Origin of the sequence: Ramlibacter cellulosilyticus, assembly GCF_014297465.1 — a bacterium.
Classification (GTDB): Bacteria; Pseudomonadota; Gammaproteobacteria; order Burkholderiales; family Burkholderiaceae_C; genus Ramlibacter; species Ramlibacter cellulosilyticus.
This window is the reverse complement of record NZ_JACORT010000001.1, coordinates 377,080-390,745: the sequence shown is the minus strand read 5'-3', so window position 1 is coordinate 390,745 and position 13,666 is coordinate 377,080. Positions and strand designations below refer to the sequence as shown.

Below are 13,666 nucleotides of genomic sequence, written 5' to 3'. Positions count from 1 at the left end.
CCAGGCACTGTGGGCCCCGCGATACGGCTTTACCCTGTCCTCCGGGGACCGGGCGTATCATTGTTTCAAGAATGAAGCATCTGCTGAACCTGCTGGCGGCCGTGGCGCTGCTGGTCTGGGGCACATACCTCGTACGCACCGGCATCCTGCGAGTCTTCGGCGCCAACCTGCGCCACGTGCTCGCGCGCAGCATCGCCACCCGCCCCGCGGCGGCGATGGCCGGCCTGGGCGTCACGGCCCTCGTCCAGTCCAGCACCGCCACCGCGCTGATCGTCTCCTCCTTCGTCGGCCAGGGCCTCGTCGGCCTCGCGACGGCGCTGGCCGTCATGCTGGGCGCCGACGTGGGCACCAGCCTGATGGCGGTGGTGTTCTCCTTCGACCTGTCCTGGCTGTCCCCCCTGTTCATCCTGGTGGGCGTGGTGCTGTTCATCACGCGCCAGTCCAGCCCGCTGGGCCGCTTCGGCCGGGTGCTGATCGGGCTGGGCCTGATGCTGCTGGCGCTGCGCCTCGTCGCGGAGTCCACGGGAATCATCGTGCGGGCCCCGGCCGTCAAGGCGATGCTGGAATCCCTCTCCAGCGACATCCTGCTGGAGATCACCGTCGGCGCCGTGCTCTCGGTGCTCGCCTATTCCAGCCTCGCGATCGTGCTGCTCACGGCCACGCTGGCCAGCTCCGGCGCCATCCCGGTCGACGTCGCCCTGGGCCTGACGCTGGGCGCGAACCTCGGGAGCGGCCTGCTCGCCGTGGTGGCCACCGCGAATTCCGCGGTCGAAGTGCGCCAGGTGCCCATGGGCAACCTGGTGTTCAAGGCGGTGGGCGTGCTCCTCGCCGCGCCCTTCGTGGGCCTGTGGGTGCGCCACGTGAGCCCCTACATCGCCGAACACGCCACGCTGGTGGTGCTGTACCACCTCACGTTCAACATCATCATCGGACTCGTCTTCCTCGGGCTCACGCACCACGTCTCGCGGCTCGTCGAGCAGTGGCTGCCCAAGCAGGACAAGAACATGGTGGCCGGCCGCCCGCACCACCTCGACCCCTCCGCGCTCGCCACTCCCTCGCTCGCCATCTCGAACGCCGCGCGCGAGGCGCTGCACCAGGCCGACGTGGTCGAGACCATGCTGCTCGGCATGCTGCGGGTGATCAAGGACAACGACCTGCGCATGGCCGAGGAGCTGCGCAAGATGGACGACACCGTCGACCAGCTCTACTCCGCGATCAAGTACTACCTGACCAAGATCTCGCGCGAGGCCCTCGGCGAGGAGGAAAGCCGACGCTGGACCGACATCATCAGCTTCACGATCAACATGGAGCAGATCGGCGACATCATCGAGCGGATCCTCATCGACATCGAGGACAAGAAGATCAGGAAGGGCCGCAACTTCTCCGACGCCGGCATGGCCGAGATCTGCGAGCTGCACGCCCGGCTGGTCGACAACCTGCGGCTCGGGATGAGCGTGTTCCTCAACGGCTCGATCCGCGACGCCCAGAAGCTGCTGGAAGAGAAGGCGCGCTTCCGCGACCTGGAGCGTGCCTACGCCGGCACGCACCTCACGCGCCTGGCCGAGAACACGGCGCAGAGCATCGAGACCAGCTCCCTGCACCTGGACCTGATCAGCGACCTCAAGCGGATCAACTCCCACATCTGCTCGATCGCCTATCCCATCCTGGATTCGGCGGGCGCCCTGGCGCCCAGCCGGCTCAGGCCGCCGGTGATGCCGGAGCAGCCGTCGCGGGTGCTGTGAGCGCCGCCTCGCCGGCGTCCGCCCGCGCGCGCAGCTGCGCGCAATAGTCCACCAGCGCCTCCAGCTCCGTCGACTTGTCGAACACGGCATCCGCGCCGAGCTGCTGGCAGCGCCAGCGCACGTCGCGCGAGGAGTGGTTGGACAGCACGACGATCTTCTGCGCCGGCTGGCGCTTGCGGCAGGCTTCCAGCACGTTCATGCCGCTGCCCTCCCGCAGGAACAGGTCGATGATGGCCAGGTCCCACGCATTGCCGGCGAGCCAGCGTTTGGCTTCGTGCTCCGAGGCGGTGGTGCCGACCGGCTCGAATTGCGCCAGGTCCTTCAGGGTCTCGATCAGGTTGTCCCGGATCGTCGAGCTGTCCTCGACGATGTAGGCGCGAAAGGTCATGGCTTGGGTCTCCGCGGGCAGGAAGTCCCTTTCCTGCCCTGGCTGGACTTTAGGCGGCGCCTAGGCGCCCGGCTGAAAGCGCGCGAGCCATGCCTTTGTAGGAAACGATACCCCGCCGGTGCCGTGCGTGAACCCTTTCCTGGCCGGGTTACAGCGTCAGGATCGTGCTGCCGGTCGTCTTACGCGCTTCCAGCGCCTGGTGCGCCTCTCGGACCTGCGCGAGCGGGAAGCGCTGGTCGATGCGGATCTGCACCTTGCCGCTGGTGACGACCTCGAACAGGTCGTCGGCCATCTGCTGGTTGGCTTCGCGCGTGGCGATGTGCGTGAACAGGGTCTGGCGCGTGACGTACAGCGAGCCCTTGACGCCCAGGATGCCGGGCGCGAAGGGCGCCGGGGCGCCGGAGGAGTTGCCGAAGCTCGCCATGAGGCCGAAAGGCCGCAGGCAGTCCAGCGACTTGTCCCAGGTGTCCTTGCCCACCGAGTCGTACACCACCTTCACGCCCTGCCCGCCCGTGATCTCCATGACGCGGGCCTTGAAGTCTTCCTTCGCATAGTTGATCACGTGCGCGGCGCCCAGGGACTTCGCGAGCTGGCACTTCTCCTCGCTGCCCGCGGTGCCGATCAGTTGCAGGCCCAGGGCCTTCGCCCACTGGCACGCGATCAGGCCCACGCCGCCCGCGGCCGCGTGGAACAGCACGTAGTCGCCGGCCTGCAGGCCGCCCTGGGGCAGGGTGCGCTTGAGCAGGTACTGCGCCGTGAGCCCCTTGAGCATCATCGCCGCGCCCGTCTCGAAGCTGATGGCGTCGGGCAGCCTGCACACGTTCTTGGCCGGCATGACGCGCAGCTCGGAATAGGAGCCGGGCGGATGGCTCGCGTACGCGGCGCGGTCGCCCGCCTTCAGGTGCGTGACGCCGGGACCCACGGCCTCCACCACGCCGGAGCCTTCCATGCCCAGCGTGAGCGGCATGGCCATCGGATAGAGGCCGCTGCGCTGGTAGACGTCGATGAAGTTCAGGCCGATGGCCTTGTGGCGGATGCGGATCTCGCCCGGGCCGGGGTCGCCGACCTGCACGTCCACGATTTCCATCTGCTCGGCGCCGCCATGCTGGCGGATCTGGACCGCTTTGCTCACGTGAGTCTCCTGCGTTGTGGCTTGGGGAATGGCGCGCATCCTGCCACGAATCCGCGGCCACCGCCCCGGAAGGGAAACGGCCCTTCCGCTACAGTGCGCGGCTGCATCGCCGCCTCCATGAACCAGCGCCTCACGTTCTCCACCGCCCTCCTCCTGACGCTGCCGCCGCTGATGTGGGCGGGCAACGCGGTGGTGGGCCGCATCGTGGCACCGCTCGTGCCGCCGCTCACGCTCAACTTCCTGCGCTGGGCGATCGCCTTCGTGCTGCTGCTGCCCTTCGCGTGGCGGCTGCTGGGTGCGGCCAGCCCGGTGTGGGACCGCATCGGGCGCTACACGGTGCTCGGGCTGCTGGGCGTCGGGTGCTACAACGCGCTGCAGTACCTGGCGCTGAAGACCTCCACGCCGATCAACGTGACGCTCGTCGCCGCCAGCATTCCGGCCTTCATGCTCGGACTGGGCGCGGCCTTCTTCGGCCAGCGCATCACGCTCCGGCAGGTCGTGGGCGCGGCCCTGTCCATCTCGGGCGTGCTGGTCGTGCTGTCCCGCGGCGAGCTCTCGCACCTGGCCGAAGTCCGGCTCGTGCCCGGCGACCTCTACATCCTGCTCGCGACCGCATCGTGGGCGCTCTACAGCTGGCTGCTCACGCGCCCGGGCGACCCGCCGGAAGTGCGCTCCGACTGGGCCGGCTTCCTCATGGCGCAGCTCGTCCCGGGCCTCGCCTGGTCCGGCCTGTTCGCGGCCGCCGAGACGGTGGTCACCACGCAGTCGATCACCTGGGGCCTGCCGCTCGTGCTGGCCCTGGCCTTCGTCGCCACCGGCCCCGCCATCCTCGCCTACCGCTGCTGGGGGGCGGGCGTGCAGCGGGTGGGGCCCAACGTCGCGGGCTTCTTCTCCAACCTCACGCCGCTCTTCGCGGCCGTCTTCTCCGCCGCGTTCCTCGGCGAGCCGCCGCACCTGTACCACGGGCTCGCCTTCCTGCTCATCGTTGGCGGGATCGTGGTGAGCTCCCGCCGCTAACGGCGACCGCGACCGCATCGCGCGTCGGCGCGAGCACCCTGCTCGACAGGGCACAAAGTCTCGCTGCACGCCTGCGATCCCGATGACAAGGCGCAGGCGCGGGCCGAGAATGCGCCTCCGGCCAAGGCATTGCGAAATGCAAAGCCTGTAAGTCCCGGCAGGGAGGTGCATCCCATGCTTCGCGATTCCCGCCCGCCCATCGCGCCGCGCCCGCCGGCAGCGTCGCCCGCGACCGCGGGCCACCGGCCCCTCGTGCTCGTGCTGGCGCTGGCCGGCTGCTTCACGCCCCCGGCGGGCCTCGCGCAGCCGTCCGGCGCCCAGGTCGTGCACGGCAGCGCCTCCTTCGTCCGCAACGGTTCGTCACTCACGGTGACGACACAGAACGGATTGCGCACCAGCCACTCCGCGATCAACTGGCAAAGCTTCAGCGTCCCGGCCGGAAGCACCACGTGGTTCCAGCAGCCGGGCGTGGGCAGCCTGTCCATCAACCGCGTGCTCGGCGGCGATCCGAGTTCGATCTACGGCCGGCTGGGCTCCAACGGGAAGCTGGTGCTCGTGAATCCGGCCGGCATCGCGGTGGGGCCCGGCGGTGTCGTGGACACGGCCGGCTTCACCGCCTCGACGCTCTCGATGACCGATGCCGACGCGATTGCCGGACGCCTGCGCTTCACCAACGCGGGCTCGGCCGGCGCGGTCGACGTGCAGGGGCGGATCGTGGCGCGCGGCGGTGACGTCGTGCTGGTCGCGCCCCGCGTGGACGTGGGGCAGCCCGCCGTCGTCACGTCGAACGGCGGTGCCACCCTCCTGGCGGCCGGGCAGTCCGTGGACATCACCGGCCGCGGCCTCGAAGGCATCCACCTGCACGTGCAGGCCGGCGACCAGGCGGTGAACCTCGGCACGCTGCAGGGCGATGCGGTCGGCATCTTCGCCGGCACGCTGACGCACAGCGGCCTCGTGCGCGCGCAGGCGGTCTCGACCGAGGGCGGCAAGGTGGTGCTCCGTGCCGACGGCGGCGACGCCATCGTGGCGGGCCGGGTGCGCGCGAGCGCGGGCGACAAGGGCGGCAGCATCGACGTGCTCGGCGAGCGCGTCGGGCTACTCGGAGGCGCCGAGATCGACGCCAGCGGCCCCGCCGGTGGCGGGCGCATCCGCGTCGGCGGCGACTACCAGGGAAAGAACGCAGCGGTGCCCAACGCGGCGCGCACCTACGTCGCTCCCGGCGCGACCTTGCGCGCGGACGCGACGCTGCGCGGCGACGGCGGCCGCGTGATCGTCTGGGCGGACGAATCCGCGCGGGTGCACGGCAGCATCTCGGCGCGCGGCGGCCTTCTCGGCGGCAACGGCGGCTTCATCGAGACCTCCAGCCACGCGCTGGACGTGAGCGGCATCCGCATCGACGTGGGGGCCCCGCTGGGACGCGGCGGCACCTGGCTGCTGGACCCGGCGCAGATCCGCATCACGAACCGCGACAACCAGATCGTGGACGTGGACCGGGACGCGAGCGCCGATTTCCGCAGCCCCGGCGGTACCTCGGAGGTGTCGGCCGCGACGATCGCGGGCGTGCTGAACGGGGGCAACAACGTCATCGTCGACACCACCAGCGACGCCAGCAACATCGGCGACATCCTCGTCGAGGCGGCGATCGCCAAGACGGCGGGCACCGACGCCACGCTGACGTTCAAGGCGCACCGGAACGTGGAGGTCAACCAGAGCATCACCTCCAGCGCGGGCAAGCTGGACATCGTGTTCACGCCGGACCAGGACCTCAACGGCGACGGCGCCGTGGTGCTGGGCAACGCCACCCTGAACGCGAACGGCGGCACCATCGACGCCGCGGGCAAGTCGGTCACCAAGTCGGCAGGCACCACCAGCATCCAGTCGCCGTTCACCATGGGCAGCCTGACGCTGTCCGGCGGCACGCTCGCGGCCACCGGCGACATCGACGTGCAGGGCGCGTTCAACGTCACGGGCACGTCGACGCTCGCCGGCACGGGCGCCTTCAACACGCCCGGCACGACGACGATCAACACGGCGTCCGGCAGCGGCTTCCTCGCGGTCTCGGGCGGCAAGACGTGGAACAACACGGGGCAGATCAACGTCACGGGCGACGACGCCATCTACCTCGGGTACACGGGCGGCGGCACGAACACGCTGAACAACCAGCCGGGCGGCACGATCGTCCTGAGCAGCACCAACGCGACCCCGATCAACCACTACACCGGCGCCAACACGTTCAACAACGCGGGCACCGTCAACCAGGTGGCGAGCCTCACGCACGCGATCGGCAACGGCAGCGGCCTGGACGTGAACAACACCGGCACCTTCAACGGCCAGTCGGGAACCACGGAGATCAAGGCCGGCGGCAACGACACCGGCACCTGGAACGCCGGCACTGGCGCCGTCGTCGCATTCGCCGGTGCGCCCAGCACCACCCGCAACCTCAATGCGGGCACCGCGCTCACCGGGCCCGGCACCGTGCGCATCGCCAGCGGCACGGTCAACGTGAACGGGGCGCTGACCGTCATGGCGCCCACGGTGCTGAACCTGGCGGGCGGCACGCTGGGCGGCATCGGCAGCCTCGCCATCGAAGGGCCTTTCAACATCACGGGACGCAGCACCCTCACCGGCCCGGGCCTGCTGACCACCCGCGGCCCGACCCTGGTGAACATGCCTTCGACCGGTGACTTCGTGGCGCTCGCCGGCGGCAAGACCTGGGTCAACGAAGGCACCCTCACCGTCGGCGGCGACGACTTCATCTACTTCGGCTACACGAGCGGCGGGAACAACCTCCTGGTGAACGCGGCCGGCGCCACGCTGAACCTCGCCAGCTCGCACGCGACGCCGCTGGCGCACTACACCGGCACCAGCACGATCTACAACGAAGGCACGCTGAACCAGAATGCCACGGGCGCCCACGCGATCGAGACCGGCATCCTCTTCGACAACATGGGCACGGTGGCCGTCAACGCCGGCCGGCTCGCGATCGGCGGCGGCGACGACTCCGGCACGTACGCCATCGCCGACGGCACCGTCCTCGACTTCGCGGGCGGCACGCGCAACCTGGAAGCCGGCACCACCTTCACGGGCACCGGCACGCTGCGCATGTCCGGCGGCACGGTGAACGTGGAGCACGCGCTCACGATCGCCACGCCGACGGTGGAACTCGGCACCGCCACCCTGACCGGCCCGGGCGACCTCACCGTCGCGAGCAACTTCGACGTGATCGGGCGCGGCACCCTGACCGGTTCCGGATTGTTCCGCACGGAGGGCACCACGACGCTGAACCTGCCGGGCTCGGACTTCCTGGCGGTCACCGGCGGCAAGACGTGGAACAACATCGGCCAGATCAACGTCGCGAACGACGACTACATCCTGTTCGGGTATTTCTCCGGCGGCACGAACACGCTCAACAACCTGGCGGGCGGCACGATCGTCCTGGGCAGCACGCACGCGCGGCCCTTCAGCCACTACACCGGCACGACGCTCATCAACAACGCCGGCACGCTGAACCAGGTGGCGAGCCTGTCCCATGCGATCGGCAATGGCGCCGGCACCACCTTCAACAACACCGGCGTCGTCAACGTGCAGACGGGCACGCTGTCGATCGAGGCCGGCGGCACGGACACGGGCGAGTACACGACGCTGGCCGGCACCGTGCTCTCGTTCGCGGGAGCCAACACCACCCGCAACCTGGCCTCGGGCGTGGAGTTCTCGGGCAGCGGCAACGTGCAGGTCGCCAACGGCACGGTCAGCGTCGACGACGCGCTGACGATCCCCATCCGCCTGAACCTGTCGGGCGGCACCCTCACGGGCGCGGGCGACCTCACGACCACGGGCGCATTCGACATCACCGGGTTCAGCACGATCAGCGGCAGCGGCCTGCTCACGACGCGCGGCACGACCACCATCGACATCCCGGGCAGCAGCACCTTCGTGGCGCTCACCGGCGGCAAGTTCTGGAGCAACGAAGGCACCCTGAACCTCGGCGGCGACGACGCCATCTACTTCGGGTACTTCAGCGGCGGCAACAACGTGCTGAAGAACTGCTCCTGCGGGACGTTCAACCTCTCCAGCACGCATGCGACGCCGCTGAACCTGTACACCGGGACCGGAACCGTGGACAACCACGGCCTCCTGCGCCAGACCGCCGCGGGCGCGCATGCGATCGCCGGCAGCCTCGCGTTCCACAACAGCGGCACGGTGTCCGTGGAAGCCGGCACGCTCTCGATCAACGGCGGCGGCACCGACACCGGCCTGTACTCCGTGGCGAACGGCAGCGTCCTGAACTTCGGCGGCGGCACCCGCAACCTGGAGGCCGGCTCCAACGTCGACGGCGAAGGCACCCTGGGGGTGTCCGGCGGTACGGTGAACGTGAACGGCGGGCTGGACCTGTCCACCACCGGCACGGCCGTCGACATCAGCGGCGGCACGCTCAATGCCAACAACGACTTCACCTTCGGCACGCTGAACCTCTCCGGCGGCACGCTGGGCGGCACCGGCAACGCCACGATCACCGGCCCCTTCAACATCACCGGCTTCAGCACGATCACGGGCACCGGCGGATTGCGCACGGAAGGCGACACGACGGTCAACATCGCCGGCAGCACGAGCTTCGTGGGTTTCACCGGCGGCAAGACCTGGACCAACGCCGGCACGCTCACCATCGCCGGCGACGACGCGATCTACTTCGGCTACTCCACGGGCGGCGCCAACGTCCTGGACAACGTGGCCGGCGGTACCGTCAACCTGCAAAGCACGAACGCGAATCCCCTGTACCTGTGGACCGGCACGGCGACGTTCAACAACGCCGGCACCGTGAACCACGACGCGGCGGGCACGCACAACATCGGCAACGGCATGGCGTTCCACAACACGGGCACCGTGAACGTGAATGCGGGCACCCTGTCCATCGACGGCGGCGGCACCGACACGGGTCTCTACGCGGTCGACGCGGGCACGACCCTGGACTTCGGCGCCGGCACGCGCAACCTGGAGGCCGGCTCCAACGTGACCGGCGCGGGCACGCTCAGCGTCTCCGGCGGCACGGTCAACGTGAACGGGCTGCTGGACCTGTCCACCACCGGCACCGCCGTGGACATCAGCGGCGGCACGCTCAACGCGAACAGCAGCTTCACCTTCGGCACCGTCAACCTTTCCGGCGGCACGCTGGGCGGCACCGGCAACGCCACGATCACGGGTCCGTTCAACATCACGGGCTTCAGCATGATCACGGGCAGCGGCCAGCTGCGCACGGAAGGCACCACGACGGTCGGCATCGCCGGCGGCAGCAGCTTCATCGGCTTCACGGGCGGCAAGACCTGGACCAACGCGGGCACGCTCACCATCGGCGGCGACGACGCGATCTACTTCGGCTACTCCACGGGCGGCAACAACGCGCTGGAGAACGTGGCAGGCGGCACCATCAACCTGGACAGCACGAACGCCAATCCCCTGTACCTGTGGACGGGCACGGCGAACTTCCGCAACGCCGGCACGCTGAACCACGGCGCCGCGGGCACGCACAACATCGGCAACGGCATCGGCTTCCACAACACCGGCACCGTGAACGTGAACGCGGGCACGCTCTCCATCGACGGCGGCGGCATCGACACGGGCCTCTACACCGTGGCCGCGGGCAGCACGCTGGACTTCGGCGCCGGCACGCGCGACCTGGAAGCGGGCTCCAACGTGACCGGCGCGGGCACGCTGAGCGTCTCCGGCGCCGTGGTCAACGTGAACGGGCAGCTGGACCTGTCGTCCACGGGCACGGCCGTCAACATCAGCAGCGGCGCGCTGAACGCGAACAACAGCTTCACTTTCGGCGCCGTCAACCTGTCCGGCGGCACGCTGGGCGGCACCGGCAACGCCACGATCGCGGGGGCCTTCAACATCACCGGCACGAGCCAGCTCGCCGGCACCGGCCTGCTGCGCACGCGCGGGACCACGTCGATCACCGGCGGCTGGGTGGGGCTGGGCGGCGGCAAGACCTGGACCAACGAAGGGACCGTGAACCTCGGCACCGACAGCTTCCTGTACTTCGGCTACTCCGCTTCCGGCGACAACACCTTCAACAACGCCGCGGGCGCCACGTTCAACGTGGACTCGTCGAACACCTTCCCGCTGAACTACTACGGCGGGACGGCGACCTTCAACAATGCCGGTACGCTGAACCAGAACGCCGCGGGGACGCACAACGTCGCGGGCAGCGTCGCGTTCAACAACACGGGGACCGTCAACCTGAACGCCGGCACCTTCGCCGTCGCGAGCAGCGGGACGGACACCGGCCTGTACGCGGTGGACGCCGGCGCCACGCTGGACTTCGTCGGCGGCACGCGCAGCCTGGAAGCCGGCTCCAACGTGAGCGGCGCGGGCACGATGACCGTCTCCGGCGGCACCGTCAACGTGAACGGCCTGCTGGACCTGTCCACCACGGGGACGTCGGTGAACATCAGCGGTGGCACGCTGAACGCCAACAACGACTTCACCTTCGGCACGCTGAACATGTCCGGCGGCACGCTGGGCGGCAGCGGCGACGCCACGGTCGCGGGCCCGTTCAACATCACCGGCGTGAGCGTGCTCGCCGGCACCGGCCTGCTGCGCACGCAAGGGACCACGTCCGTCACGAGCGGCTGGGTGGGCCTCGGCGGCGGGAAGACCTGGACCAACGAAGGCACCGTCAACCTCGGCGCCGACGGCTTCCTGTACTTCGGCTACTTCGCTTCGGGGAACAACACCTTCAACAACGCCGCCGGCGCCACGTTCAATGTGGACTCGTCGAACGCCTTCCCGCTGAATTTCTGGGGCGGGACGGCCACGTTCAACAACGCCGGCACGCTGAACCAGAACGCCGCGGGGACGCACACCGTCGCGGGTGGCGTCACGTTCAACAACACGGGCACCATGAACGTGAACGCCGGCACCTTCGCCCTCGCCAGCGGCGGCACCGACACGGGCCGGTACGCCGTGGCGGCCGGCAGCACGCTGGATTTCCACTCCGGAACGCGCAACCTGGAGGCCGGATCCTCCTTCGCCGGCCCCGGCACCATGGCGATCACGGGCGGGCTGGTGAACGTCAACCATGCGCTCGACTTCGCTGCCGCCGGCATGCCGGTCACGATCTCCGCGGGCACCTTGAGGGCCAACAGCGCGCTCACCATGGGAACGGTGGACATGTCGTCCGGCGCGGTGCTGGACGGCGCCGCCGACGTGACCGTGACGGGCGACATGCGGATCAGCGGCTTCAGCCTGCTGTCGGGACCGGGCACGCTGACCACGCGCGGATCGACCAACGTCGGGCTCGCGGGGACTTCGGACATCGTCGGGCTCACCGGCGGCAAGACGTGGGTGAACGAAGGCGTCCTGACGCTGGAAGGCGACGACGCGATCTACCTCGGCTACTTCTCCGGCGGGACGAACACCTTGCGCAACGCGGCCGGGGCGACCTTCCGCCTCGACAGCACGCACCCGTATCCCTTGTACCTGTGGAGCGGCACCGGGCACGTCATCAACGAAGGCACGCTGGACCAGTTCGGCGGATCGCCGACCGCCACGCAGGACCTGTCGACGCTCACCAGTTTCCGGAACAGCGGGAACCTGGGCGTCGGCCAGGGCGTCCTGGTCCTGCCGCATGCGACCACGCAGTCGGGGTACATGCAGACGGCCGCGGGAAGCACCTTGCGCGTGCCGGGTGGCTTCACGAACACCGGCACGCTCGCGGGCTCTGGCACCTACGACGTGGGCACGTCCTCCACGCTCGTGAACGAGGGCCTGATCGCGCCCGGGAACAGCGCGGGCACGCTCTCCATCGTCGGCAACCTCGACACCTCGAACGGCCGGCTCGTGCTCCAGGTGGCGGACACCACGGAGTACGACGTCGTGGATGTGTCCGGCAACGTGGTGTTCGGGACGGGCAGCACGGTGGAGCGCAGCGACCTGCCCGGCGCGAGCTACGTCACGAACGATGCGTTCGACGTGGTCCGCAGCGGGTCCGGCAACATCTCGGGCCCGTTGCCGCCCGTCGACAAGTTCACGGTCTCCACGGTTTCGTCGCCGCCCGCGCCGGCCGTGGCCATGCGCCTCGTGGCGCAGGCGCCGGCCGGCTCGCCGGCGCCGACGCCGGCACCGACGCCCGCGCCCACGCCGGCGCCGACGCCCGCCCCCACGCCGGCACCGACGGCTGCGCCGACGCCGCCCCCCACCCCGGCGCCGACGCCTGCACCGACGCCCGCACCCTCACCCGCGCCGGCGCCGACCGCGTCGGACCCGGCCGATCGCATCGTCGCCGCGCTCGATGGCGAGGTCACCGTGGCCGAGGCGCAGCAGAGCGTGACCGTCATGGACGGCACGACGAGCCAGGGGCTGAACGAGGCGACACCCACGCAGCCGGAAGCGCGGAAGCCGCGCGAGCGCGCCACGGCGGGCGACGACGGAAAGACCTGTCGCTAGGCTTCTGCCCAGCGCTCAGCCCGCGGCTTCCAGCGCCGCGCGCACGCGCTGCGCCGTCGGAATCGGTTCGACCGCGCCGTAGCCTTCGGTGGACAGCGCCGCGGCCACCGCGGCGTATCGTCCCGCAATGGGCAGCGCGTCGCCGGCCATCAGCCGTGCCACGAAGGCGCCGCCGAAGGTGTCGCCCGCGCCCGTGGCATCCACCGCGTGGCAGGGATGCGGAGGGATCCGGTGCCGGCTCGAAGCATCGGCAACGATCGCGCCCTGCTCCCCGAGTTTCAGCGCCACGATCCTCGCGCCGAGCCCGAGGCACCAGTCGACGATCGCGTCGGGATCGCGCAAGCCGCTGATCGCCGCCACGTCGTCGAAGCTGGGAAGGCAGATGTCGCAGCGGCGCAGGACCTGCGTGATCGCGGCACGCGCGTCCTCGAGGCTCCAGAGTTTCAGCCGGAGGTTCGTGTCGAAGCTCACCTGCACGCCGGCCGCGCGGGCGATGTCGATCGCCGCGCTGCAGGTCTCGCGCGCGGAGGCCGAAAGCGCGAGGCTGATGCCCGAGAGATGCAGCACCTTCGCGGAGCGGATGCGGTCCGCGGGAAGGTGCTCCGGGCGCATCCGGCTCGCGGCGGAGCCGGAGCGCAGGAACGAGAAGTGGTGGCCGGCCGCGTCGTGCGTCACGAAGTACACGGCGGTGAAGGCGGTCGGGTCGCAGCGCACGCCCGACCGGTCGACGCCTTCCCGGTCCCACAAGGCGCACAAGGCGCGGCCGTGGTCGTCGTCGCCCAGGGCCGAGAGATAACCGGCCGACGCACCCTGCCGCGCCGCGGCGATGGCGAAGTTGGAGGTGTCGCCGCCGAACCCCTGCAGGTACAGCCGGCCTTCGCCGGCGCCCGTCTGGTTGAACTCCACCATCGCCTCGCCGAGGGCGAGGATGTCCGCGGCCAC

6 protein-coding genes are annotated in these 13,666 nt (G+C 70.0%); 3 read left to right on the top strand and 3 right to left on the bottom strand.

All coding sequences use genetic code 11. The annotated features are described in order from the left end of the window. Positions 1-71: 71 nt before the first annotated feature. A complete protein-coding gene (locus H8N03_RS01870; RefSeq protein WP_187074422.1) occupies positions 72-1,742 on the top strand; it encodes a Na/Pi cotransporter family protein in 1,671 nt (556 codons plus the stop codon). Here H8N03_RS01870 and H8N03_RS01865 read toward each other — a convergent pair. Continuing rightward, positions 1,699-2,130 (bottom strand): response regulator transcription factor, encoded by a 432-nt coding sequence (locus tag H8N03_RS01865; RefSeq protein WP_187074421.1) that lies wholly within the window; start codon positions 2,128-2,130, stop codon positions 1,699-1,701. The two genes, H8N03_RS01870 and H8N03_RS01865, sit on opposite strands and share 44 nt — an antisense overlap. 148 nt (positions 2,131-2,278) lie before the next feature. Then, positions 2,279-3,262, bottom strand: coding sequence for a quinone oxidoreductase family protein (locus H8N03_RS01860; RefSeq protein WP_187074420.1), 984 nt, complete (start codon positions 3,260-3,262; stop codon positions 2,279-2,281). Between the two features lie 117 nt (positions 3,263-3,379). Between H8N03_RS01860 and H8N03_RS01855 the strand changes: the two genes are divergently transcribed. Then, complete coding sequence (locus H8N03_RS01855) at positions 3,380-4,279, top strand: DMT family transporter (protein WP_187074419.1); 900 nt, start codon at positions 3,380-3,382, stop codon at positions 4,277-4,279. A 174-nt stretch (positions 4,280-4,453) separates the two neighbouring features. Further along, on the top strand, positions 4,454-12,724 hold the full coding sequence (locus H8N03_RS01850) for a two-partner secretion domain-containing protein (protein WP_187074418.1): 8,271 nt from the start codon (positions 4,454-4,456) through the stop codon (positions 12,722-12,724). A 15-nt stretch (positions 12,725-12,739) separates the two neighbouring features. Here H8N03_RS01850 and H8N03_RS01845 read toward each other — a convergent pair whose 3' ends face one another. Continuing rightward, entirely contained in the window at positions 12,740-13,666 is a 927-nt protein-coding gene (locus H8N03_RS01845) for a sugar kinase (RefSeq protein WP_187074417.1), read from the bottom strand.